The following is a 23,720-nucleotide window of genomic DNA, read 5'->3' as shown; positions in this document are numbered from 1 at the left end:
TAAACTGGAAGGGGTGATAATTCAGGTGTATCGGTAAATGTGGTGTCATTGCAACTGATGGCTCATTTCCATATGGCATTGCTATACAATAGTGTTAATTGGTGCACTTTGCTCACTTTTGCAATTGAAAAGTAGAGAAGCTCAATGCCGCAACCACGCGCTAAAATACTTATTATAGATGACGATATCATTTCTGTCCGTCTCATCGCCGAGGCATTATCGCCCCAGTACGACGTTATCGTAGCAACCACCCCGGAAGAAGGCTTGCAACAGGCTAAAACTATCAGCCCGGAGTTGGTGTTGCTGGATGTGGTCATGCCCGATACCAGTGGTTTTGAGGTGTGTAGGGAACTAAAAAAGGACGAACTCACTCAGTCAATCCCCGTGATATTTGTTACCGCCCTGGACGCCGTCACCCAACAGGCTGAAGGGTTTGAGCTCGGGGCTGTCGATTATATAACAAAACCCGTTGAAGAGGCGATACTCAAGGCCAGAGTCCGGGCCCATACCCGTTTATACCGGCAAACCTTGCAACTGGCCTCGTTGGCCGCCACCGATCCTCTTACCGGATTGGCAAACAGACGTAAATTTGATGAAACGATTATCCATGAAATAAGCCATTGCCAGCGAGAGCAACAGTGCTTGTCATTGCTGATTATTGATATTGACGATTTTAAATCTTACAACGACAACTATGGGCACGGGCGGGGCGACGATTGCCTGGTATTCGTGGCAAAAACCCTAACGCACTGTGCCCGCCGTGCTACCGACCTCGTCAGCCGGCTGGGCGGCGAAGAATTTGGCGTAATTTTAACTGGCACAGAAGCCCGCGGGGCAGAGGAAGTGGCTGCTGAAATCATTGCCTGCTTTAATCATCAGCAATACGAGCATAATTATGCTTCGCAACATTCTTATTTAACGGTAAGTATAGGTATTTGTACCACAGACTTCGGCTTGTTGTCCGCGCCTATCCCGAACGAACGCACAATGGTGGATTGTGCCGACAAGGCACTTTATCGAGCTAAAAACAGCGGACGGAATCGGTTTTGCTGCAATGCCTGGCCGGACGAAATCTGAACCGGCTTTTTATTCCTTTTCGCGGCCGGTAATGATACCGTAAATTCAGCAAAGGATAAGACAAAGCGAGCTCTTCCCAACGTAGTCGGTAGCGTGTTTTCAACAGGCTTCCAGGCTCCCGCTTTATTACCGTTGGGCGTGGCAGGATTAACCACAGTAAAGTGTGAACAGTTGTAATGGAAAGATTTCCCCCCTTAACCCCCGATAGCGAGCTTCGCATTTTGATTATCGATAATCAGGGGTTGGTACATGATCAGGTCACCTCGGCGTTAAGAGAAATTAATATAACGAAAGTGAGCAGTGCACTTAACGCCTTTCACGCAGTACGGATGTGCGAGCAGCATACCTTCGACTTTATCCTCATCGCGTTTAATATCAGCCACGATAAAGATGGCTTTCACCTACTTGAAGAGCTACGGCACAACAATCATATTACGCAGAAGACGACGGTAATATTTTTAAGTGCTGAAACCAGCCCCGAGTTGGTCAATTGCATTGTAGAAATGCAGCCGGATGACTTTTGGGTTAAGCCACTGGACCGTAAACGTATTGAAGCGCGTTTGGTGTATTTGCTTTCTATCCGCAAAAAACTTCATAAATTATTGCATTGTTTGCACCAGCGCGATTTCTCCGCAGCGATTTACCATGCCCAGCGTCAGTTGCTGGATACCGGTTTAAGTGAGTTTCACCCGCGTTTGAAACGAATAATTGGTGACTGTCTGATGCAGTTGCGGGAGTACGCCGAGGCAGAAGCATATTATCTATCACTGCTTAACACTTATGATTATGCCTGGATACACATAGGGCTGGTTAAAGCGTTGTTAAGGCAGGATCAGACTGATACAGCGGAACCGATGATGGAAGACTTGCTGGGCCGGCGCGATACACAATTCCAAGTTCTTGATTTACTGGCCCAATACCATCTCGAAAATGAACAGTATGAGCAGGCCTATGAGCATATTAAGCAAGCCAGCCAACTGGCGCCACGCAATATAGAGCGGAATAAAAAGCTATGGGATTTGGCCCGCCTTAACCATGATAAGGTGGGGCAGTTAACCGCAGTGCAGAATATGGCCCGCTATGCTAAAAACTCTATTCACGATTCTCCCCAACTGGGCTTGAACGTGGTCCGTGCCACGGTAGATTTAGCCACCGGGCTGGCGCAGCCTGAAGCTGAAAAACTGCTGAAAAAAGTAGAGCAGGATCTTGATCTGCTCGGGCAAAGTAAAGCCACTGGCGCGCAGTTTGAAGAGCAATTATCAGTGATACGCGCCCGCATGCTTTGTTTGCGTAACGACAAACAGGGCGCACAACACATCATGAACCAGCAAAAACCTGAACTTCATGGGATGTCTATGGAAGATAACCTGGATAAAATGAAAGCGTTTCATGAACTAGGTATGAAAGAACATTGTTTATCCTTGCTTGACAAGCTACGTTCGCAAATAGAAGGCGATACCTTTTCCAGTCAGGTGGTAGATGAGTATCTTAAACAGGAATCTATTGAGCGGCGGGAAATTAGCTTCACTACCAAAGAACTGAAGGAAATGGCGGCGGTTAACTATAAAGAAAACCGCATGCAGCCTGCCTATAATAACTTACGCCAAGCCTTGACACTGTCACCACAGAATCGGCAAATTGCCTTTAGTTTGCTAAAAGTGCTGGTGCAGCTAGCGCACAAAGAAGCTTTGACGAATGGCCAGGTGGAGACGATGCAGCAGGCGGCTATGTTGTTATGCAACACGGAACTTCCGGCTGGCCAGCTGAAAAAGCGCGAAGAATATTTCGCGCTACTGAAGATAGACCCAGCGGCACTTTACCGAGAGCAAGCGGGCGCCGCTGCGCCCGGTTTAGCCGCAGGCGCCGCCAGCGCCCTCACAAAGTCTTGATAATCTTGCTGGACCTGCCGGGCGTATTGCCAGGCGGTGTCTAACAGCTGCGCTTCACATCCTGGCAACTGTTCGGCGACCAGATGTTCAAAACGGGCTGAACGACGATCGCCACGGGCATGCGCCAGCGCGAGGGCCTGAGCACACCATTGGGCATACTCATCAAACCCGCCACCGACACTTTTGTGTCCTAAAGTCACATCCTCAGGATCGATACCCACCCGGGCGTGGTGGCGCGAGCGAATTAGGTAGTGGTGTTTTTGCCAGTAGGCTTCATCCAGAAGTAAGTCCGGTTTGCGCTGCATTTTGCGCTGGCAGCGCGCGGTTAGGTGAGCCGGGTTTAACCGGTTAACCGGGGCTAAATCGGTAAAGTAGTACAAGGGCGCCGCTTCGCGTTGTTGCTTTACCTCTACTATGTGGCAACGGGCAAAGCTATCTGCATTATGAGGTTTGGCCGGTCCTACCAAAAAATAGTAACGCGCAACATTCAGTGAACCGGTGCCCGCATCGTTACGCTGCACAATATCTATCACTTCGTCATCCATATAAGGGGCAAAGGCCTCTTCGATTTCTTTGTAGCGGTGCCGGGCCAGCGGCGTAAATTTTTCAGTTTTACGAATAAAACGCAGTCCCTCGTCACTCATATAGATGGCTTTTGCCAATGCACTTTTGGTGGTGAACTCGCTACCACCGGCGGCCCGCCGGCATGCTTTGTCATAATGTTTTGCCAACCGCGTACCAGGCTCCACCGACTCGATTGCGCTATTTATCAACGGAGGGTTATCTACTAAACGCCGACAGGTCTCAATATAATGGCGGATAAATCCTGCCATGGCCTGTTTGATTTCGGCTTCATTGACTACCGGCTTATTGCTGTTATTTTTGCTGTGCGTGTAATGGGCCTGTTTAATACCCTGCGCGTAATCGCCGGCCAAAGCTAATGAGGTTAAAAAGCGCATTATATCCCAGCCTGCGTATCCCACACAGGCGTCATCAAAATCGTTGGGGGCAAAAATAACCGTATCCCCATGTGAGCCTTCTTCGGTAATAAATCCAAAATTAGAGACATGGCAGTCACCTACCACGCACGTCAAAGGCAGGGCGTCCAGGCAGGCCGGCATACGTAGGTTGCCCGCTGCTAAGTCAGCATAAAACACCTGGGCGCTACCGCGGTAAAACGCAAAAGGGTTATCCGCCATCTTATTGTGCTTGTCCGCCAATGGACTGGGCGCATGACCATCTACCCGTTTAATGTGCTGGTGCACAAACTGACATCTTGTCATCGTGGTGTCATTGTTGTTTGTTTCACTGTTCATTCGATGTTTTGCTCCGTACCCTTGTATGCAGCGGGAATATCTGGCACGATTGTTCGTTCAATAAATCCGCTACAAAAAAACCTTTTAATCATAAATTTTGATTTAACTGTTCAACATTACCAATTATCATTTCATCCAACCGTTCGCTATTCTTATTACCAGTTGAACGGGACACGGTTCAAAACAAACCGTCTTAACGCAAAATTCGTAACATTAGTGATTTTTACTTTTTGTAAAAACACACAATTAAATTAACCAGATGGAGATTAACAATGGCATTGATTAACACTGCTATCAAACCTTTCAAAGCAAACGCATTTAAAAACGGTGAGTTTGTTGAAGTAAGCAGCGAAGACATTAAAGGTAAATGGTCAGTATTCGTATTCTATCCGGCCGATTTTACTTTTGTATGCCCAACTGAGCTGGGTGATGTTGCAGACAAATATGAAGAATTGCAATCACGCGGTGTAGAAGTGTTCTCAGTATCTACTGACACACACTTTACTCATGCTGCATGGCATCAGTCTTCAGACACCATCAACAAAATTAAGTTTGCGATGATTGGCGACCCAACAGGTGAAATTACACGCAACTTCGATTGTATGCGTGAAAACATGGGTCTGGCTGACCGTGCAACATTTGTTGTTGACCCAGAAGGTATCGTTCAAGCAATGGAAATTACCTCTGAAGGTATTGGCCGTGATGCAGAAGACCTGGTACGTAAAGTGAAAGCTGCACAATATGTTGCTTCTCACCCAGGTGAAGTTTGCCCAGCGAAATGGAAAGAAGGCGAAGAAACTCTTGCTCCTTCACTTGACCTGGTTGGCAAAATTTAACCAGAAGTCAGGAACAACTAGATAGGTATTTATCTGTCTATTAGGTGCAAGCATAGTGCTTGCACCTGTCACTCACTCAATCAAGAGGCAGAATCGACGTGTTAACTAAAGAAATTTTGCAAGCGCTTAAAGGCTATGCTGAATCCATGCAAAAAGAAGTAACGTTCGTGCTACAAACTGGCGAACACAGCAAGCGTGACGAGCTCGTGACGTTTCTGTCTGACATTGCTGGTGTGAGCGATAACATTAAGTTTGAAGAACGTGACACTGCAGGTGTTTTGCGTAGCTCACTAAGCTTTTTATTAGAAGCCGATAGTGAAGATACCGGTATACGTTTTTCTGGTATCCCTGGTGGTCACGAGTTTAACTCATTAGTCCTTGCTTTGTTGCATGCCTCAGGCACAGCATTGAAGGTTGATGATAGTCTGAAATCTATCATCAAAGGTGTCAAAGAAGACCTTAACTTTGAAGTATTTATCAGCCTAAGCTGTCATAACTGTCCGGAAGTTGTCCAGGCATTGAACCAGTTTGCGCTAATCAACCCGCACATTAAAACTGAAATGATTGATGGTGGTTTGTATCCGAACCTGATTGCTGAGCGGGAAATACAGGGCGTGCCTTCGGTTTACCTGAATGGCGAATTATTCGCAAATGGTAAAGTAGAAGCCGGTACTATCATCGAAAAATTGATTGAACGCGACCCCGCGTTAAAAGATGCTAACAAAGGTCAGTCGATGCCCTTGCAAGATGTCACCGTTATTGGTGGTGGCCCGGCTGGCGTTAGCTCTGCAATTTACAGTGCGCGTAAAGGCTTGAAAGTAACCCTGGTAGCCGACCGCTTTGGTGGCCAGGTTAAAGATACCATGGGGATTGAAAACCTGATTTCGGTATCCAAAACCACTGGTCCTGAGCTGGTTAATAACCTGCTCGAGCATATGAACGATTACGATATTACGCTTAAAGAACATGTTCGGGTGGATAATATCGAAAAGGGTAATATTAAAACGATTACCTTGTCATCAGGCGAGCAAATTACCTCACGATCAGTGATTGTAGCTACGGGTGCACGTTGGAGAGAACTAGGCGTACCTGGCGAGCGTGAAAATGTGGGTAATGGTGTGGCATATTGTCCGCATTGTGATGGTCCGTTCTTTAAAGGTAAAGACGTCGCGGTAATCGGCGGCGGTAATTCAGGTATTGAAGCCGCGCTGGACTTGGCCGGTATTGTTAAGTCGGTAACAGTATTTGAGTTTATGCCTGAACTAAAGGCCGATCAAGTATTGGTTAAACAGGCTGAAAAACGTGACAACGTTACTATTATTCGCAATGCCGCGACCCGTCAGATTGTAGCGGAAAACGGCAAGGTTAGTGCAATTGAGTATCAGGATCGGGCCACTAACGAAGTTCACACTCTGCCTTTGGCAGGGGTCTTTGTACAAATTGGTCTGGTGCCCAACAGCCAGTTCCTGGATGGGGTGATTGAGCTAACTAAGCACGGTGAAGTCAATATCGATGAGAAGTGTAATACTTCTGAGCCTGGTATTTATGCTGCGGGTGATGTGACTACCGTACCTTACAAGCAAATTGTGGTATCCATGGGCGAGGGTGCGAAAGCCTCTTTAGCAGCATTCGAATATTTGCTAACCCATGAAACTGAGCAAGAGGCGGCAACCGCCTAGCCGGTTTAGCGATGCAGTTGTTATCCTACGCGGCTAGCAGCTCCCTATTACATTGCGTATACTGACGAAAAGCTGGCCCTCGTGGCCAGCTTTTTTTATGGCAAAAGAAAAAACGTAAACGGGACTAAAAAGTTCGCTATTTTTATTTGCATGGGCGGCTTTTATTGTGCATAAACGCCAAATAGTTTTTGTTTAATAGCGATTAATTCATGTTGCAAGATAAACCCCATAGTTTGAAACATAGCATACCGCACTGGACACTATGCTGGTTGCTACTGGCTGGCATATTTAGTAGTCCACTGTATGCCACCGTTATTACACCTGACCATGAGGGTTTTAGCTACACCGGGCGTATCGATAGGCACGATGCAACCGCACCAGTGCTTAGCTGGCCAGGCAGCCAGGTCCAGTTTTCGGCCCATACCCGCAAACTATCAATTGAACTGGATGATAGCCGGGGGGAAAACTATTACGCGATAATCGTCGATGACAACACCGCCACGCCTTTTGTGTTTCAAGCACATCAGGGCCGCCACCAGTACAGTTTGCCCATGGTGCTGGAAGATACAGTGCATCACTTCGTATTATATAAGCGCACAGAAGGAGAAGAGGGCGACACGCGCTTTCTTGGGATAGAGATTGACGGCTCCATGGCTAAAGCCGTCGCTAAGCCCAGCCGCAAAATTGAAATATACGGTGATTCGGTAACCAGCGGTATGGGTAACGAAGCTGCATTTAACAGCCCGGACCACTTGAAAAGCGAGAAAAATCATTATCTGTCTTACGGGGCGATTGCCGCCAGGGCGTTGTCAGCGCAGTTGCATTCGATTTCGCGCAGTGGAATCGGCATCAAAGTAGGGTTTGTGCCTTTTACCATGACGCAGTACTACGATCAGCTATCTGCGGTTGGAGATAACCAGACCACCTGGGATTTTACCGCATACCGCCCGGATGTGGTGGTGGTTAACCTATTACAAAATGATCATGCGTTACACCTGGATACCAGTCGCATAAGTCCTACTCCGACCAAAGCTGAATATGTTCAGGCATATAAGACATTTCTGAGCACATTGCGGGAGCGCTATCCAGCCACACCCATCATCTGTTCTTTAGGCAGTATGGATGCGGTGGCCCCGGGTAACGAATGGTTCGACGTGATAGAACAAGCGGTGCAGGCGCTAAGCCAGCAGGGTGACAAAGCGCTGTATACGCTCAAATTTGATTATCAGGGTTACGGTGCCCATCCCAGGCTTGCCCATCATGCCCACAACGCGCAACTGCTCGAAGATAAGATTCGTAATATCATGGGGTGGTGAGCTGTCTGCAAATTGACTCTGCGCCTGACCATGCAACATTGCCCGCCACGGTTTTAGGCTACCTGTAATATACATAAGGTTTATTGCAAAACCGTTTATGTTTTTAAAAGTGCCGCTGCCTTAAGCTCAGCTAGCCCCGCACTTAACAACGCACACTTAATTCCTTACTTAATCAAGCAATGCATCAAGAGCGGGTGGGCGGCCTTTGTGCTGCCGTGCCGGTTGCGCAGTTCCTGTCACTGTTGTGCAGTACCCCAGGGTGTACACTTAGCCAAAGCTTCAACACGCATTATAGTCTGGTCCGCTAAACGCCATGTAGCCGGTTTTGCTACGTTACATAATTTATAAGATTGCTGTCTTTTACGGCTTATTGATTGACAATCAGCGCAAGATCCTTTAAAAACCGACCAGTTGGTTTGTAACTGGATTTGCTATGCCTCGTGACAAAGTATCCTCCCGTCAGAAAATTATAGAGTCAGCCATTGATATTGCCATCAATCAGGGCCCGCGCACGCTAACCCTGGATAATGTTGCCGAGAATTGCGGTATGAGCAAAGGCGGCGTAATGCATCACTTTAAAAATAAGGAAGCATTACTTGAAGCGCTGATGGATAACCTGATGGAAACCGCCAAGGGGTATGAAAACAGCATCTGCGAAGAGCATCAGAATGTATTGCCCATTAATCGGATGCTACGTACCCGTGAACGGGTGCACGAGCAGGTAGATTTAGACTATGCCCGCATTCTGCTGGTAGCGGCAAACGAAAATCCAGCATTGTTAACTATATTTAAAAATCACCTGAGTGAATTTGTTGAAGAGCTGAAACAGGATCCTGGCCGTTATTTCGACAGTGTTGTGCTGTGGTTAGCGGTTGATGGGCTAAGCTTTCAAGAACTGCTCGGGGTAAGCCCGTTTAGTGAAAACGAACGCCAAACTATACGTAATAAATTACTCAGCATGGCTGAGTCTTTAGGAGATAAAACCGGTGAAAACTAATCTTTTACGCGTTGTCATTGTGCTGGTAACCAGCATTGTGTTTTTGCTGGGTTGTTCGGGTCAGGAAGCTGAAGTAACCGCCAAACCCGCTCCTTTAGTTCAGTTACATGAAGTGGTTAAAGACACTCAACCGGTTATTCGCCGCTTTGTTGCCAGAGTGGACGCCCTGAGTACGGTAGATTTATCTTTTCAGGTTGCTGGCAGAATTAACCAGCTGGCAGATCGCCAGGGTGTGGTAATTCCGCAAGGCAAATTACTGGCCGCGCTTGACCCGCAAGATTTCGAGTTAGCCCTGCGTCAGGCACAATCCAGTTTACGTAAAGCCCAGTCAGATTTTGAGCGGGGTAAGCAACTCAAACAAGATAACTATATCAGTGCGTCAGATTTTGATTCGTTGAAAACCAGCTACGAAAATGCGGAAATCGCGGTAGAAAATGCTCAGTTAAATATGGAATATACTGAACTTCACGCCCCCTTTGATGCGCTCATCACCAATCGCCTGGTGGAAAAGTTTTCCTATGTGCAGCCCAATCAGCCAGTGTTACGGGTACAGAATATCAATTATCTTCGGGTACATGTGAATATTCCTGAGCAAATTATGCGCGCTGCGGTGGAAGATGCCCCGCACTATCAGGTGTATCTGGAAGACAAACAAGGTAACAGAATTCTGGATAAGTCGGGCCAGCCAGTTGAGCTAAGCTACCTGGAACATAAAACTGAAGTGAATAGCGCCACACAAACCTATCAGGTCACCTTTAAGTTGCCACGAATGGAAGGCGTGGAACTATTGCCTGGCATGGTGTTGACTGCCCGTATTGAAATTGACCGTCAACCTGATCGCGCCGGCTGGTGGGTGCCATTGAACGGTGTCGATACTTCCGGCGAGCAGGAGTTCGCGGTTTGGTTATATGATCCGGCCAATCAAACGGTAAATTATCATCCGGTAGAACTGGGTATTATCCGCGATCAGAACGCCCAGGTGATCAAAGGCATAGAAGCAGGCCAGGTGATTGTCGCCGCAGGAATTCGTGAACTGCAAAATGGTATGAAAGTTCGCCCCTTTGACAGCGAGAAGCCGGTGCTATGAAAATTGCTACTTATTCAATCAAGAATCCGCTAACGGTATGGTTGTTAATGGTTATCTTCCTGGTCGGTGGGATAAACGCGATTATCCAGATTGGCAAACTGGAAGATCCTGCATTTGCCATCAAACAGGCTATCGTAACAACCTATTATCCTGGCGCCACTGCCCGTGAAGTAGAGCAGGAAGTTACCGAACCAATTGAATCAACCATACAGCAGCTTTCCCAGCTTGGTGATATTACATCACGTTCATTGCCGGGCCAGTCGCAGGTAACCGTTGAATTGCGCGATAATTTTAGCGGCGAAAATCTGCCCCAGGCCTGGGATGAGCTACGTCGTAAAGTCGATGCTGCAGCTCGCTCGCTACCCCAGGGGGCGGGCACGCCGATTGTTAACGATGACTTTGGTGATGTGTATGGAATGTACTATGCCATTACCGCAGAGGGATTTTCCAATCGTCAGAAGCGTGAACTGGCTTCGCGCTTGCGCCGTGAAGTATTAACGGTGCCTGGGGTAACCCGGGCGCAATTAGGTGGCGTGCCGGAAGAAACTATATATGTAGAAGTAACCCAGGAAAAACTTGCCAGCCTGGGTATTTCCATGAGTCAGATTGCCAGCGTATTTCAAACCGAAAGCGCCATAGCCGATGCCGGTAGTGTGAGGGTAGAAGACCGGCGTATCCGCTTGGTGATTCCAGCTGGCGACGATTCTGCCGAGACCATTCGTAGCCTTAGCTTTGGTATGCCAGGCACCACCGAACAGCTAAATATTGGCGATATAGCCCAAGTTTACCGGTTAGAGTCTGAAACACCGACCCAATTAACCCGACATAACGGACAATCATCGTTCACCCTGGCCATTGCCGGGCGCAGCGACCTGAACATTGTTGATATTGGCCATAAAGTGGAAGCGCATTTAGATACCTTGCGCGCAAAATTACCGTTGGGAGTAGCGATTCAGCCCATATATGAACAGCATAAGGTTGTCGATGAAGCAATCAGCGACTTTTTAATCAATCTGGCGGCCTCGGTTGGCATAGTGGTAGCGGTATTGCTGCTGGTAATGGGCTGGCGGGTAGGGGTGGTGGTCGGCGGCACCTTGTTGCTGACTGTGTTAGGCACTGTGTTATTTATGTGGGTATTCTCCATTCAAATGGAGCGTATATCATTAGGCGCTCTGATTATCGCCATGGGTATGCTGGTCGATAACGCTATCGTGATTGCTGAATCTATGTTGTTGAATATGCAAAAAGGTAAAGGCTCGGTAGATGCCGCTGAAGAAGCCGCCCAGCAAACGCAGTTCCCGTTACTGGCCGCTACCGTTATCGGTATTCTGGCTTTCGCGGGCATTGGCTTATCGCAAGATACGACCGGCGATTTCATGTTCTCCCTGTTCGCCGTTATTTTAATATCCTTACTGCTGAGCTGGGTGCTGGCCGTAACGGTTACGCCTCTGCTAGGCCATTATCTATTTAAAACTGAGCATAATGATGCCGATGACGATATTTATCAGGGCCGTGGCTTTCGGCTTTATCGCGGTCTGTTAGGTTTGGCCCTACGCCATCGACGCATTACCCTGGTCATTCTACTGGTAACGACGGTGGTCTCAGTAATTGGCTTCGGACAGGTTAAACAATCGTTTTTTCCGCCTTCTAACACCCCTATATTCTATGTGAATTACTATCTGCCGCAAGGCAGTGATATCCGTGCAACGGAAGCGGATATGGTAGAGATAGAACAAAAAATTCTGGCGCGTAAAGAAGTGGCTGATGTTACCAGTGTCATCGGTATGGGCGGCAGCCGGTTCATGTTGACTTATGCCCCAGAACTACCCAACCCTTCATACGGCCAGTTCATTGTGCGTACGCATAGCCGCGAGGCGATTCCCGCGGTCATTGACTATATTCAAAACGATATCAGTAAAGCGCATCCGCAGGCGCAGATTTACAGCAAACGGATATTCTTTGGTCCTGCGGAAGGGGCGAAGGTAGAAGCCCGCTTTATGGGCAATGACCCTGATGTTTTGCGTGAACTAGGCGCCCAGGCGATCAAAATTATGAGTGAATCGACTTTGGTTACCGATATACGCCAAAACTGGCGGCAACGTGAAATGATCGTGCGCCCGGTGATTGATGATGAAAAAGCACGGATTGCCGGGTTATCGCGCACCCAAATTGGCGATGCTTTAGAATTTGCCAGTGTCGGCAATCAGGTAGGCGTGTACCGCGAAGATGACCGGCAGATTCCGGTGGTTATCAGGCCTCCGGCTGAAGAGCGCCGGAGTATGTCGTGGTTAGAAGACCGGTTAATTTACAGTGAAGCTGAACAAAGCTTTATACCGGTAACCCAGGTGGTAAAAGATTTTGAGCTACATTCAGAAAACGGCATTATTCATCGGCGTAACCGGGTGCGCACATTAACGGTACAAGCCGAACCGGTTGGCGATAACACGGCAGCAACTGCCCGCGCCAATGTGGTAAAGGCAATAGAGGCGATTAAACTGCCTGCTGGCTATACGTTAGAATGGGGCGGCGAATTTGAAAGCTCCAGAGACGCGCAGGCTAGCTTGGGTACTAAATTGCCGATAAGCTTTTTATCGATGATTCTCATTACCATACTATTATTTAACGCATTACGGCAGGCGGCCCTTATCTGGATAATTGTGCCTATGTGTGTTTGCGGGGTAACCGCAGGCCTGATTATCACCGGTTTACCCTTTAGCTTTACTGCGTTGCTAGGTCTACTTAGTTTGTCTGGTATGCTTATTAAAAACGCTATTGTACTGGTAGATGAGGCTGATTTACGCAGACGTAGCGCAGACAATCTACAGGACGCTATTTTTGGCGCCAGTATTAGCCGGGTGCGGCCCGTTATACTCGCTGTACTGACCACCGTGCTGGGCATGCTTCCGCTGTTATGGGATGCGTTTTTTGCCAGTATGGCAGTGACTATTATGGGCGGGCTGACGTTTGCCACATTACTGACACTGGTGGCGGTACCGGTCCTCTACTCATTGTTTTTCAGTGAAAAAGACATGCATCAGGGGGTCTGACAATCCACTGTTTAAAAAGGCCGGCGATTGCCGGCCTTTTTTTATGTTAACGGTCTCATATATCTACGGGAATCGGTTTGTTCGTATTTTAATCAAGTGCTACCATTTTGATCTCAATAGGGTTAATGTGGCATTGTGAACGAAACAGGTCTAACTATAGGGAATGACAATGAAAAAAGTTTTAACCGTCCTGCTTATTCTGGTGATTATCATCGTGGGTGGGGTATGGTATATGTTAAGTGGCGCTGGCGACTTCATACGCAGCCAAATTGAAAAGCAAGGTAGCCGCTATTTGGAAACCGAGGTCACGGTTGATGCGGTTGATATGGCGTACAGCGAAGGTCGGTTAGCCATTTCCGGCACAAAAATTCACAATCCGCAGAATTTTTCAGAAGATACTGCTTTTAGCCTGGGCACCATTTCACTGGATTTGGGCGGGGCCACGTCCGAGCCATACGTCATTCAGAATGTTAATGTGGATGCCCCCGATATCCTGTATGAAATGAATGCCGCTGGGGAAAGTAATCTGTTAGTGCTCAAAGATAACATCCAATCTAACTTGCCCTCTGACTCGGGAAAGCAGCCTGGTACCGAGTCTGATGAGCCTATGCCGCGGGTTATTGTAGAAAATGTAACGGTTAGTAATGCCCGTCTTCGGTTAAACTTTGAGGCGGTAGATACCACTGGAATCGCCATTGAGCAAAAAGCCTATGAAGTGACACTGCCAACGTTTAATGCTGGCGCAGTAGGTAAACCAGATGGCTTACCCGCTGATCAGGTGGGGGCGGCAATTATGAATGCCATGCTGGACAACATTATTGCTCAGGCTAAAGAAGAAGCCCGCAGTAAGTTAAAAGAAAAAGCGCGGGAAAAAGTAGAACAAGAAAAAGATAAGCTTATGAACAAAGCCAAAGATAAATTAAAGGGCTTGTTCGACAAAGAAAACGGCTAGTGTCTGTTCTAATTTAATCCATTATCAAAAAGCGTATTAGTTATCTAATGCGCTTTTTTGTTGTTTCACATTTAATTAACAATTACAGTCTTATCTTACTTGGCGTTTATTCCAAACGCGATAGAGTAACCTTTGTGCAGGAACACTAAGAGAGACGGTATGACCCTGATTAAACGTAAACTTGTGCAACTATGTGGTACGCGCAACTATCAAAAATTCATTGTGTTGTCGCGTTCCCGAACCGGCTCCAATTTGTTGATATCACTGCTTAACTCGCACCCGAATATACAGGTAAGCGGTGAAGTATTTGTAAGGTTAGATGGCCAGGACTATCAAACGATATTGGCACGTCAATTTGCCCGCCAGCCGTGGAATATTGCCGCACGAGGCTTCAAGCTTTTTTATTATCATCCGGTAGATAATCCGCAATGCGGGTTGTGGGAAACCTTGCAGCAGATGCCGCAGCTGAAAGTGATTCATTTAACCCGCAAAAACACGCTACAGATTATGGTTTCCCGTAAAATTGCGGTGTTGAGTAATGAGTGGGAAGCCAACCATCAAATGCCCGCGGCAAGCAACAAAACGCTTACCCTGACATTTACCGCCGAGGAACTTATTAAAGGGTTTGAACGAACCGAACGCTGGCAGGCAGCGGGGGATGAATGGTTCGCTAACCATGACGTATTGCAGGTCGACTATGATGCGCTGGTTAATGAGCAGCAGCACACTTTCACCGCCATGAGCGAATTCTTAGGCGTTGCCCCCACTATCCCCAACACCTCTTTAACAAAACAAAATGCCCGCCCGCTATCTGAGGTAATCGAAAATTATGCACAGCTGCAGCAGGAGTTCGCTGCCACCCGATGGGCCAGCTTTTTCACCGGCTAGCGGCCCGCGCCATCGTGCGTGAAGCAAATGGCTACACGCCAGATGCTATCTTTATGCTGGGGTCTGTGTACTGTGCGGCAGCGGCTAATCAGGTAATTGAAAATAAGCCATTTTCCTGAAATATTTCGCCTTGCGGTAAACCAAAAACGAAGATTGGACGAAGTAATTAGGGTCATGTGGGTTATGTTGACCCCGCTATAACCGAACAGGAGCCATCATGGAAAATGATAACGAACCACAAGGTGAAAAAGGTATCGCTGGGATGAAAGGGTTGGAATCGGCCATCGCCAATGGGGAGACGGACCGGGTTAAACAGTATCTAACTTCACAGATGCTGGATGAGCTACAAAAAAGTTATCTTATTGATTTAGCCAACACAGCTAATAATACCCATATTGCCAAACTTATCGAAGATACACCCACTCGGCCATAAACGAACGGCGGGCCGGGTACAGCGTGGCCCGCCCCGCATTTATGCTAAACAGACTAGCGTCTCGCTAGCGAGCGCTTCGTCATCTTCTTCACTTAAACCACTTATTCCAATACCGCCAATAACCTTGCCGTGTTGAACAATAGGCAAGCCTCCTTTGAAGCCGGTTATTTTCGGATCGCTCCAGTAACTGATATCTTTGCCCGTTGCCTGGGCCCAGGCCCCCAGGTCACCGCTTGGCTGACGATCCCTGGCAGCCGTGTATGCTTTAGATTGAGCCAATACCCCAGCGTGATAAGCGGTTGTATCCATACGGCAAAAATGAAGAAGCTCTCCATGTTCGTCGCAAATACTTACCGCCACCGCCTGCCGTCGCCCGGTGGCCAGTTTCACAGCCGTGGCGCTTAGCGATTGCGCTTGTTTTAGCGTTAACATAGCCGCTTCCTAAGGTAATGCCTGGCCGCGTGAATACACATACAAGTTGTACCACTGCTCGCGGGTTAATTTAACGTCCAGAGCCTGAGCACAACCTTTGATACGATCGGTATTGGTTGTACCTATAACCGGCTGAATCGCGCTTGGGTGTTTTAACAGGAACGCCAACACTATAGCCTCTGCTGTCACCTTGTATTCTTGCGCCAGCTTCCATACATAGCGTGTGGTATTGGCAATAGTCTCATCTTCCCCATGCAGCCCCTGCTCACCAAACGTACCCTGAGCCAGGCAGCCCCACGCCTGAAGTTGTATATGGTGACTACGACAATGTTCCAGTAAGCCACTAGGGAACCCGGCTTGTTGGGCCGCTGGTGTATTTACCGCAATACCATCATCAAGCCAATCGGTTTTGGCCAGACTAAGTTCCAATTGATTGGTGACAATGGGCATAGACAAGGCACTTTGTAAAAACGCCATTTGATACTGATTCATATTAGATACCCCAATATAATCAATCTTGCCTGCCTTATGTAGTGCCTGCAGCGTATTGGCAACTTCATCAAGCTCCATCAATGGATCCGGTCGATGAAGTAATAAAATATCTAATTTATCAGTATGTAAGCGGCGTAAACTTCCTTCAACCGACTGCTGTATCCAGGACGCCGAAAAGTCGTAGCGTCCGCAGCCCTCACTATCTTCAAATCGGATGCCGCATTTAGATTGGATATACATTTTTTCACGCAGCGAAGGCGTATTTTTTAAAACCTGACCAAAGGCTTCTTCCGCTTTGGAGAAAGTATAGATATCCGCATGGTCAAAAAGATTAATTCCGCTTTCCAGTGCCGACTGAATGATGCTGTCGCTTTGCGCCACGTCTGCGGTAGTCACCGGCGTGTCATTCCAGCCGCCACCCAGCCCCATGCAGCCATACGCCAGGGTACTGACATTGGGTAAATATTCGGCTAAAGGTAAAGTGTGTTGCATACGGATTCCTGAGTAAGTGACGTTAGCCGCTATAATATTGTTTTTTATAAATAACAAAATAGCTATTTAGCGAAATCATAGTTTACTATAACAAACAATAAGGTGTTGAGGCGGTACTATGAGCGATCATAAACGAATGGAACGGCTAATGCTGTTTGTAGAGCTGGCGCGTCAGCTTAACTTTACCCGTGCGGCCAGGAAACTGGGAATTTCTAAAGGTTATTTGTCAGAGCAGGTAAAGAAGCTAGAAACGGAGTTGAAGTGCCCGTTACTGGTGCGTACCACCCGTAGCGTAAGATTGACCCGCGAAGGCGAGCGGGCTTTGGCGCAGGGCTTAAATATACGTTCGCAGGTGTTTCAGCTGGAACGTAGCGTTAATGAAGAAAACGAGGCGGTAAGCGGGCTGTTGCGCATTACCGCGCCAAAAATGTTCGCTGAAACTTTTTTGTTTTCGCTATGTAGCGATTTTCAGGGCCTTCACCCCGATATATTGTTTGAAATCAATTGTTCTTATACCACGCACAATCTCAATCAGCAGGATATTGATGTGGCCTTCAGGGCGACTACCACGCCTCCGGATGACATGGTGGTGAGCGAGTTGTTACCTTACACTCACTTGTTAGTAGCATCGCCGGCTTACCTGGCTAATTACGGCGAACCACAGCATATTGACGATTTAGCCCAACATGCTTGTTTGGCAACATTACATCAAAAAAGCTGGCCGCTTAAACAGGGGCCGGTTGATATTAATGGTTGGCTGGCCACCAATGAAAACCACTTGTTGCGCCAGCAGGCATTAAAGGGCAAAGGCATTATCCGGGTTGCGAACTACTATGTGGCTGATGATATAGCGCGGGGCGAGCTTCAGGTGGTACTACCTGAGGAATGCTTACCCATGGGGAACAGTATTTATCTGTTTCATCCTCAACTGGTGTATCCATCGCAAAAACTTAAAACCTTTACCCGGTTTGTGCGGGATTATTTTGCTAACCATTCACCGGAGCGCCAGGCATAATCCTCTGTGACCTACGGACGTCCCGGATGGGTTTTCCCCTGGCAAGGCGTCCGAGGGGCCGCCCAGCAGCACTGGGTCATTTGAAACTAGTGGCGCTGGGTTGCCCTTAGCAAGCCCGCTGCCAGTGACGTTAGCTATGCCAACAGGCCAGCCCATCATGGCCACTAAAAGCCATTGATTGAGTTTGCTCACGATACCAGTACCGCAGTATCAAAAAGAAAATAGCATGCAGCAACAGGGAAAAATCAGCCAGTGAGACGATACGAGAGGTTTTGGTTTTGCAAAGCAGCTAAGCCTGCTTTAGTAGTTCTGCTGCCCGTGACGCTGGCTATGCCAACAGGCCAGCCCGTCATGGCCACTAAAAGCCATTGATTGAGATTACTCACGGTACCAGTACCGCAGTATCAAAAAGAAAATCGCATGCAGCAACAGGGAAAAATCAGCCAGTGAGACGATACGAGAGGTTTTGGTTCTGGAAAGCCGTCAAGCCAGGCCGGTGGCCGCGCGTTGGGGCCTATCAGAGCGTATAAAACGCCACTGGCGGCCCGCCAATGCAAGATGTTATAGCCACCGGTTACTCCACCCAGCGTAACGGTAAATTTGCCACTAAAGACTTCGACTTAAAAAAGCAGCGCCGCGTCAGCCCACACAGAAGTTGCAAGGCGCTGACCCCGCGCAGGATAAACGGAGAGAGCATATCAGAGTAAACTCAACCGCCAGGCAAACTCGCCAATCAGGCAACACTTTACGCCGGCGCAACAGGGACAGGCCGTCTTTATGGCCGCTGCTGCTGACCGGCCTGGGCGCCCTGGGCATGGCCGGCGCTGTGTATGCCGGGCTACTTATGCCGATGTTCGGCGCAGGCTATTTACTGCTTGGCCTGGTCACTTTTATACTTTATTGGCACGATAAGACAGCGGCGCGCAGAGGACGTTGGCGTATCCGGGAATCTACCTTACATATTTGCAGCGTGCTGGGTGGCTGGCCAGGTGGCATGGCCGGGCAGTATCTATTGCGGCACAAAACCCAGAAAACGTCGTTTAAACGCCTATTTTATCTTACGGTGGTAACCAACATTGTTATAGTAACCATTATACTTGGGTAATGCTTGTCAGAGGGCCTCAAAAGGGCAGTGAGACGGCGCGCGAACGGCATGAACCAAGCGCTCTGGTCAATACGAATCATCCTTTCGATCCTTTAACACACCCTGTGGCGACAACGTGCGAAAACGGTAGGGCGCTGGTCACCGGTTCCTTGTCATAGCCAGGATCAGCCGCGGTAATTTGGGGGGATAACTGATAGGGTGAAAGGTAGCTGAAGATAAACCCAGCAATATCCTTCCACGTATATACCGCTACTTTAACAATCGTTCACCATAATTAAATTCGCAGGGCGCGGCACCGGCTAATGCCTGTATAGGCGTTAACGTCAGCATGCTGATGGGGCTGACAATGTCAGTCTCCAGGGTGCGTTTGATAGAATAGTAACTAAATGCGATACCATCGTCAGCTCGGAACTCCAGGTACGGGGCCTGACGATAATGCCAGCTCCCCTGACTAAGGGGGGCTGCTGCATTTGCCGGGTCCAATAAGGTATAACTTCTGTGGGGCGTCAATAACAGGCGTAAGGTTCGTTCACACTAAACTGATCGGTACTCATAGGGTAAGTCCTGGGTGAGCACTTGTGTATCGCCACGGGCGCCAGGCGGGCGCAGCATCAATGCCAAACTGTTCTTTGTGTACCAGTGATTACCCTGTTCCAACGGCGCGACAGTGTACAGCTCGTAACCTTGCCGGTTAACCAGGACGCTGATACGTGTAACCGTGCACTATTAGAGAATATAGCAGCGCAGACTGCTCCACGCTGTGCGGAAAATCCAGGGTGTTTTCAACAACCTTGAACTGGTTATGTTCGAGCTCGTTCACCAGTAACGTGCGCGCCTCTTGGCTAAGATATTTACCATACAAGTGAACCGTGGGCTGATTACTACAGGCAGCTAACAGGCCGGTGAGTATTATTGCCACCGCCACTGCAAAAAAATGTTTCATTAATTCCTTTTAATGCATAACCGGTTTAATTTGGTCGAGAGTTCGGTTTTCCTTTCGTCCCGGGTGGGCGTTTGGTTCTAAAGCCTTTTGGGGGTAGCCCGGTATGTTTGGACAACGCCCGTTCGCCCGGGCGGGGGCGTGCCGCTTTCTGGCGTTTTTCTTCCTTAGATTCAGGTGGCACTAAATGTTGCGGCCCACGGCCTATAAGGTCTTCCCGGCCCATTTTGGCCAAAGCCTGGCGAATTTGGGCAAAGTTTTTAGGGTCGTGATAACGCAACATGGCTTTATGCAAGCGGCGATGTATTTCCCCTTTAGCAGAAGGTACGTGTTCGCTTTCCTTTTTCACCTTGCGCAAGCTGTCCACCTCGGTGTGGTACATCGTAGTGGCCGTCGCCATTGGCGATGGATAAAAATTTTGCACCTGATCAAGTTTGAACTTATTTTCTTTTAGCCAGATTGCCAGGTTCAGCATATCTTCATCGGTAGTACCTGGATGAGAGGCAATGAAATAAGGAATCAAATACTGCTTTTTACCCGCTTCCTGGGAATATTTATCGAATAACTCTTTAAATCGGTAGTACGACCCCATGCCCGGTTTCATCATTTTAGACAACGGACCGTCTTCTGTATGTTCCGGCGCTATTTTCAGATAACCACCTGTATGGTGTAGTGCCAACTCTTTGACGTATTCAGGATCTTCTACAGCAAGGTCATAGCGTACGCCAGACGCAATCAGCACCTTTTTAATTCCCGGCAGGGTACGTGCCCGCTTATACAGGCTAATGGTGGGGGCATGGTTGGTATCCATATGCGCACAAATGCTGGGATACACACAGGACGGGCGCCGGCAGGTCGCTTCAGCTTTGGCACTTTTACAGCGTAAGCGATACATGTTCGCCGTAGGCCCACCCAGGTCCGATATTACCCCGGTAAATCCGGGTACGGTATCGCGGATTGTTTCTATCTCGCGAATAATCGATTCTTCTGAGCGGCTTTGAATAATCCGCCCTTCGTGCTCAGTTATAGAACAAAAGGTACATCCGCCATAACAACCGCGCATAATATTTATACTAAACCGGATCATGTCATAGGCTGGAATCTTGGCATCCCCATAGCTGGGGTGAGGAACCCGTTGATAGGGCAAATCAAATACCGCATCCATTTCTTCGGTTTCCAGCGGCATGGCTGGCGGGTTAATCCAGATATGGCGATCACCATGGCGCTGTAACAAAGCCCGGGCGCATCCTGGATTTACTTCCTGGTGTAATATACGCGAGGTATGCGCGTACAGCATTTTATTGTCTTTGACGGTTTCAAATGCCGGCATTTTAACGTAAACATTTTCCCATGGTTTACGTCTTTCCGGTGGTTGAATCACTATCGGCTTAGCTTGAGCATCGGTCTCAGCGTCAGCGGTTTCCGCCTTATCGCAGTCTGGCTCTACCTGATAGGGACTGGCAATAGGCTCAATTTTTCCTGGCCGGTCTAACGAAGTGGAGTCCACCCCTTGCCAACCAGCAAGGGGCTGCTTAACAATAATCGCCGTCCCCCGTAGATCGGTGATCTCGGAAATAGGCTCGCCAGCCGCCAATCGGTGGGTCACCTCAACCAGTGGCCGTTCGGCGTTACCAAACATTAGCATATCGGCTTTCGCATCGAACAATACGGAGCGGCGTACTTTTTCAGACCAATAATCATAATGTGCAATACGCCGCAAACTGGCTTCAATTCCACCGATGATCACCGGTACCTTTTTGAATGCTTCCCGGCACCGTTGTGAGTAAACCGTCACTGCTCGATCGGGGCGTTTGCCGCCGACATTACCTGGCGTATAGGCATCATCATGACGCAGTTTCTTATCGGCAGTATAGCGGTTGATCATGGAATCCATGTTGCCGGCGGTCACGCCGAAATACAGATTGGGCTTACCCAACGCCATAAAGGCATCTTTACTGGTCCAGTCGGGTTGGGCAATGATACCCACCCTAAACCCATGAGCTTCCAGCACCCGCCCAATGACGGCCATACCAAAACTTGGATGGTCAACATAGGCATCGCCGGTAACCATAATAACGTCACAGCTATCCCAGCCCAACTCATCCATTTCGGCGCGGGTGGTAGGTAAAAACGGGGCGGTGCCCAAACAATGTGCCCAGTATTTGGGATAAGAAAACAGGCTGCGTTCAGCCTTAATAGTGGCTTGCATAATCAACAACTAAATACGAATCTGTAGTCATTATACCACCTCTGTTTCATTTTCTCCCAGTCTGTGGGCAAACTTTAGTGCAAGGTTTTATCCCGGTGTGCCAAAAGATTATGATATTCTTTTGGGCAAGCGTAACAACAATAGTAAATACAATGGCCTACTGGTTATTTAAAACGGAACCTGAGGTGTTCGGCATTGATCATCTGCAGCGGCGCCCAGCGCAAACCGAGCCCTGGGATGGGGTGCGTAACTACCAAGCGAGGAATTTTCTTCGAGACGAAGTGGCCTTGGCAGACAAAGTATTTATTTATCATTCCAGCTGCAAGCGAGTGGGCATAGCCGGCGTTGCAGAGGTCGTTCGGGCAGGGTACCCGGATACCAGCCAGTTTGATCCCGAGTCAGCCTATTTTGATCCTAAAGCCAGCCCTCAATCACCACGCTGGTACCGGGTAGACGTTAAGTTTGTAGAAAAATTTGACCAGGTACTGAGTTTACAAGACATCAAAGCCATGCCGCAGATAAGCCAAACCGGGGTGGTAAAGAAAGGGTCGAGATTATCAATTATGCCGGTACCAGAAACTGAATGGCACGCCTTGTATGTTGCCGCTACAAGGCGTGCTAACGGTCGATAAATATGCCGTGTCGACGGGACCCTTTAAAAGTATGCGCGCCTCGGGTGGGCCGAGTCTAGCAGCCCAACTTGGTGCGCAGGCCACCCAACTGACCTTCCACGGCTGGCTCTTTATAGGCGGGTAGCAAAGGCATGATGTTTAATCCGCTACGCTGCTCTATTTCATCAATAGTAACTTCCGTGGTGCAAAAGTTGTCGCTGCGTGACGCGCTTTGGTACAACACAAACCCCGAGGCATCGACCCAACCGTCATTGAACGTCATGATCACTTTGAAATAGCCACTAGGCAAAGTATGGGCTTCATCTGCCTGAGGCAAATTACCAAAATAGCTCTCGTATAGCGGGCCGGATACCACAAAGACGTCTTGCCCGGTCCGCACAACCGTCCTCACCGCATTTTCCAGCCTGACCCAGGGACCTTGGTTAAGATCGGAGTCCTGGGGAGTGATGTTAGATAAATAGTTAAGCTCGGGCCAGTCAGCGGTGTTACTAAAAGAGGCCAGCGGCACCTGGTGGCCCCGGTCGGTCCCCAGTACCGCATTGGCATCGTCATAATCATCGGGCTCCAGCGTTGCGCTTGGGGCCAGCAGAGGGTCAGCTTTCCAGTATCTGCTTCGGCTGGGACCATCAATAGTAGTGGGGGTTACATGGTAAGCCACCCAATTGGCAAATTTAGTGTTGTCATTATTGTTCAGCGTATAAATAGTACGGGTAAGCAAGGTTCCCTGCACCCCGGTAGGACAGCCATGTAAACAGTTATCGGCCCAGGCCATAAAACTGCAACAGCTTAACCAACACACAACCATGGCTTTCATATTATTTCCTTATGCCTTTCAGCGGGTTAATCTATTAAAAACCTGATCGAAAGTACAGGGTAATAATGACGT

General features: G+C 48.5%; 22 protein-coding genes. 15 read left to right on the top strand and 7 right to left on the bottom strand.

All coding sequences use genetic code 11. From position 1 onward, the window contains the following. Positions 1-144 precede the first annotated feature (144 nt). Both D0Y50_RS11350 and D0Y50_RS11345 read left to right on the top strand, forming a co-directional pair. The gene (locus tag D0Y50_RS11350) at positions 145-1,077 is read left to right on the top strand and encodes a GGDEF domain-containing response regulator (protein WP_117317036.1); all 933 of its coding nucleotides are present in this window, start codon (positions 145-147) and stop codon (positions 1,075-1,077) included. Positions 1,078-1,253: 176 nt separating this feature from the next. Next, complete coding sequence (locus tag D0Y50_RS11345; RefSeq protein WP_108567173.1) at positions 1,254-2,966, top strand: response regulator; 1,713 nt, start codon at positions 1,254-1,256, stop codon at positions 2,964-2,966. On the opposite strand, the gene D0Y50_RS11340 is transcribed toward D0Y50_RS11345, so the two are convergent. Further along, positions 2,894-4,282, bottom strand: coding sequence for a DUF2252 family protein (locus D0Y50_RS11340; protein ID WP_232366243.1), 1,389 nt, complete (start codon positions 4,280-4,282; stop codon positions 2,894-2,896). The genes D0Y50_RS11345 and D0Y50_RS11340 overlap by 73 nt on opposite strands. A 278-nt stretch (positions 4,283-4,560) precedes the next feature. Here D0Y50_RS11340 and ahpC point away from each other — a divergent pair, with 278 nt between their 5' ends. The 10 genes from ahpC to D0Y50_RS11295 all read left to right on the top strand — a co-directional run bounded on the left by ahpC (position 4,561) and on the right by D0Y50_RS11295 (position 15,517). Further along, positions 4,561-5,118, top strand: a complete 558-nt coding sequence (gene ahpC / locus D0Y50_RS11335; RefSeq protein WP_456300106.1) for an alkyl hydroperoxide reductase subunit C — start codon at positions 4,561-4,563, stop codon at positions 5,116-5,118. A gap of 98 nt (positions 5,119-5,216) precedes the next feature. After that, entirely contained in the window at positions 5,217-6,797 is a 1,581-nt protein-coding gene (ahpF, locus tag D0Y50_RS11330) for an alkyl hydroperoxide reductase subunit F (RefSeq protein ID WP_108567175.1), read from the top strand. A 209-nt stretch (positions 6,798-7,006) separates the two neighbouring features. Then, the gene (locus D0Y50_RS11325; RefSeq protein ID WP_117317034.1) at positions 7,007-8,113 is read left to right on the top strand and encodes a GDSL-type esterase/lipase family protein; all 1,107 of its coding nucleotides are present in this window, start codon (positions 7,007-7,009) and stop codon (positions 8,111-8,113) included. A gap of 433 nt (positions 8,114-8,546) precedes the next feature. Further along, a complete protein-coding gene (locus tag D0Y50_RS11320; RefSeq protein ID WP_117317033.1) occupies positions 8,547-9,110 on the top strand; it encodes a TetR/AcrR family transcriptional regulator in 564 nt (187 codons plus the stop codon). Next, positions 9,100-10,197 (top strand): efflux RND transporter periplasmic adaptor subunit, encoded by a 1,098-nt coding sequence (locus D0Y50_RS11315; RefSeq protein ID WP_170145494.1) that lies wholly within the window; start codon positions 9,100-9,102, stop codon positions 10,195-10,197. Before D0Y50_RS11320 ends, D0Y50_RS11315 begins: the two co-directional genes overlap by 11 nt. After that, on the top strand, positions 10,194-13,244 hold the full coding sequence (locus tag D0Y50_RS11310) for an efflux RND transporter permease subunit (RefSeq protein ID WP_117317029.1): 3,051 nt from the start codon (positions 10,194-10,196) through the stop codon (positions 13,242-13,244). The genes D0Y50_RS11315 and D0Y50_RS11310 overlap by 4 nt, the downstream gene beginning before the upstream one ends. 169 nt (positions 13,245-13,413) lie before the next feature. Next, a complete protein-coding gene (locus tag D0Y50_RS11305) occupies positions 13,414-14,196 on the top strand; it encodes a hypothetical protein (RefSeq protein WP_108567180.1) in 783 nt (260 codons plus the stop codon). A gap of 159 nt (positions 14,197-14,355) precedes the next feature. Continuing rightward, a complete protein-coding gene (locus D0Y50_RS11300) occupies positions 14,356-15,084 on the top strand; it encodes a Stf0 family sulfotransferase (RefSeq protein WP_108567181.1) in 729 nt (242 codons plus the stop codon). Next, on the top strand, positions 15,060-15,203 hold the full coding sequence (locus D0Y50_RS19530; protein WP_170145493.1) for a hypothetical protein: 144 nt from the start codon (positions 15,060-15,062) through the stop codon (positions 15,201-15,203). Before D0Y50_RS11300 ends, D0Y50_RS19530 begins: the two co-directional genes overlap by 25 nt. 98 nt (positions 15,204-15,301) lie before the next feature. Next, the gene (locus D0Y50_RS11295; protein WP_108567182.1) at positions 15,302-15,517 is read left to right on the top strand and encodes a hypothetical protein; all 216 of its coding nucleotides are present in this window, start codon (positions 15,302-15,304) and stop codon (positions 15,515-15,517) included. A gap of 39 nt (positions 15,518-15,556) precedes the next feature. Here D0Y50_RS11295 and D0Y50_RS11290 read toward each other — a convergent pair whose 3' ends face one another. Together D0Y50_RS11290 and D0Y50_RS11285 are read right to left on the bottom strand one after the other, a co-directional pair. Next, positions 15,557-15,949, bottom strand: coding sequence for a GlcG/HbpS family heme-binding protein (locus D0Y50_RS11290; RefSeq protein WP_108567183.1), 393 nt, complete (start codon positions 15,947-15,949; stop codon positions 15,557-15,559). Positions 15,950-15,958: 9 nt separating this feature from the next. Further along, entirely contained in the window at positions 15,959-16,933 is a 975-nt protein-coding gene (locus D0Y50_RS11285) for an aldo/keto reductase (protein WP_117317027.1), read from the bottom strand. Between the two features lie 118 nt (positions 16,934-17,051). Between D0Y50_RS11285 and D0Y50_RS11280 the strand changes: the two genes are divergently transcribed. Both D0Y50_RS11280 and D0Y50_RS19780 read left to right on the top strand, forming a co-directional pair. After that, complete coding sequence (locus D0Y50_RS11280; protein WP_108567185.1) at positions 17,052-17,948, top strand: LysR family transcriptional regulator; 897 nt, start codon at positions 17,052-17,054, stop codon at positions 17,946-17,948. Positions 17,949-18,603: 655 nt separating this feature from the next. Beyond that, positions 18,604-19,053: a DUF1294 domain-containing protein gene (locus D0Y50_RS19780; protein WP_232366242.1), complete on the top strand. Its 450-nt coding sequence runs from the start codon at positions 18,604-18,606 to the stop codon at positions 19,051-19,053. 249 nt (positions 19,054-19,302) lie between these two features. Here D0Y50_RS19780 and D0Y50_RS11270 read toward each other — a convergent pair whose 3' ends face one another. From D0Y50_RS11270 to D0Y50_RS11260, 3 genes are all read right to left on the bottom strand, one after another. Beyond that, the gene (locus D0Y50_RS11270) at positions 19,303-19,536 is read right to left on the bottom strand and encodes a hypothetical protein (RefSeq protein ID WP_117317025.1); all 234 of its coding nucleotides are present in this window, start codon (positions 19,534-19,536) and stop codon (positions 19,303-19,305) included. Between the two features lie 208 nt (positions 19,537-19,744). Further along, positions 19,745-19,996 carry a hypothetical protein gene (locus tag D0Y50_RS11265; RefSeq protein WP_117317023.1) on the bottom strand — a complete coding sequence of 84 codons (252 nt, stop codon included), beginning with the start codon at positions 19,994-19,996 and terminating at the stop codon, positions 19,745-19,747. A 25-nt stretch (positions 19,997-20,021) separates the two neighbouring features. Beyond that, positions 20,022-22,202 (bottom strand): YgiQ family radical SAM protein, encoded by a 2,181-nt coding sequence (locus D0Y50_RS11260; protein WP_218023534.1) that lies wholly within the window; start codon positions 22,200-22,202, stop codon positions 20,022-20,024. A gap of 152 nt (positions 22,203-22,354) precedes the next feature. Between D0Y50_RS11260 and D0Y50_RS11255 the strand changes: the two genes are divergently transcribed. Then, entirely contained in the window at positions 22,355-22,834 is a 480-nt protein-coding gene (locus tag D0Y50_RS11255) for an EVE domain-containing protein (RefSeq protein WP_108567187.1), read from the top strand. A 55-nt stretch (positions 22,835-22,889) separates the two neighbouring features. Here D0Y50_RS11255 and D0Y50_RS11250 read toward each other — a convergent pair whose 3' ends face one another. After that, positions 22,890-23,648 carry a DNA/RNA non-specific endonuclease gene (locus tag D0Y50_RS11250; RefSeq protein ID WP_117317021.1) on the bottom strand — a complete coding sequence of 253 codons (759 nt, stop codon included), beginning with the start codon at positions 23,646-23,648 and terminating at the stop codon, positions 22,890-22,892. Positions 23,649-23,720: the final 72 nt, after the last annotated feature.

The organism is Salinimonas sediminis, from assembly GCF_003429285.1.
GTDB classification, from domain to species: Bacteria; Pseudomonadota; Gammaproteobacteria; order Enterobacterales; family Alteromonadaceae; genus Alteromonas; species Alteromonas indica.
This window is presented reverse-complemented; position numbering and strand designations above follow the sequence as displayed.

What these genes read in the sequence shown, in the direction of transcription:
- D0Y50_RS11350 (WP_117317036.1), top strand. Translation starts at nt 145, where the DNA reads ATGCCGCAACCACGCGCTAAAATACTTATTATAGATGACGATATCATT.
- D0Y50_RS11345 (WP_108567173.1), top strand. Translation starts at nt 1,254, where the DNA reads ATGGAAAGATTTCCCCCCTTAACCCCCGATAGCGAGCTTCGCATTTTG.
- D0Y50_RS11340 (WP_232366243.1), bottom strand. Translation starts at nt 4,282, where the DNA reads ATGAACAGTGAAACAAACAACAATGACACCACGATGACAAGATGTCAG.
- D0Y50_RS11325 (WP_117317034.1), top strand. Translation starts at nt 7,007, where the DNA reads ATGTTGCAAGATAAACCCCATAGTTTGAAACATAGCATACCGCACTGG.
- D0Y50_RS11320 (WP_117317033.1), top strand. Translation starts at nt 8,547, where the DNA reads ATGCCTCGTGACAAAGTATCCTCCCGTCAGAAAATTATAGAGTCAGCC.
- D0Y50_RS11310 (WP_117317029.1), top strand. Translation starts at nt 10,194, where the DNA reads ATGAAAATTGCTACTTATTCAATCAAGAATCCGCTAACGGTATGGTTG.
- D0Y50_RS11305 (WP_108567180.1), top strand. Translation starts at nt 13,414, where the DNA reads ATGAAAAAAGTTTTAACCGTCCTGCTTATTCTGGTGATTATCATCGTG.
- D0Y50_RS11300 (WP_108567181.1), top strand. Translation starts at nt 14,356, where the DNA reads ATGACCCTGATTAAACGTAAACTTGTGCAACTATGTGGTACGCGCAAC.
- D0Y50_RS19530 (WP_170145493.1), top strand. Translation starts at nt 15,060, where the DNA reads ATGGGCCAGCTTTTTCACCGGCTAGCGGCCCGCGCCATCGTGCGTGAA.
- D0Y50_RS11295 (WP_108567182.1), top strand. Translation starts at nt 15,302, where the DNA reads ATGGAAAATGATAACGAACCACAAGGTGAAAAAGGTATCGCTGGGATG.
- D0Y50_RS11290 (WP_108567183.1), bottom strand. Translation starts at nt 15,949, where the DNA reads ATGTTAACGCTAAAACAAGCGCAATCGCTAAGCGCCACGGCTGTGAAA.
- D0Y50_RS11285 (WP_117317027.1), bottom strand. Translation starts at nt 16,933, where the DNA reads ATGCAACACACTTTACCTTTAGCCGAATATTTACCCAATGTCAGTACC.
- D0Y50_RS11280 (WP_108567185.1), top strand. Translation starts at nt 17,052, where the DNA reads ATGAGCGATCATAAACGAATGGAACGGCTAATGCTGTTTGTAGAGCTG.
- D0Y50_RS11265 (WP_117317023.1), bottom strand. Translation starts at nt 19,996, where the DNA reads ATGAAACATTTTTTTGCAGTGGCGGTGGCAATAATACTCACCGGCCTG.
- D0Y50_RS11260 (WP_218023534.1), bottom strand. Translation starts at nt 22,202, where the DNA reads ATGCAAGCCACTATTAAGGCTGAACGCAGCCTGTTTTCTTATCCCAAA.
- D0Y50_RS11255 (WP_108567187.1), top strand. Translation starts at nt 22,355, where the DNA reads ATGGCCTACTGGTTATTTAAAACGGAACCTGAGGTGTTCGGCATTGAT.
- D0Y50_RS11250 (WP_117317021.1), bottom strand. Translation starts at nt 23,648, where the DNA reads ATGAAAGCCATGGTTGTGTGTTGGTTAAGCTGTTGCAGTTTTATGGCC.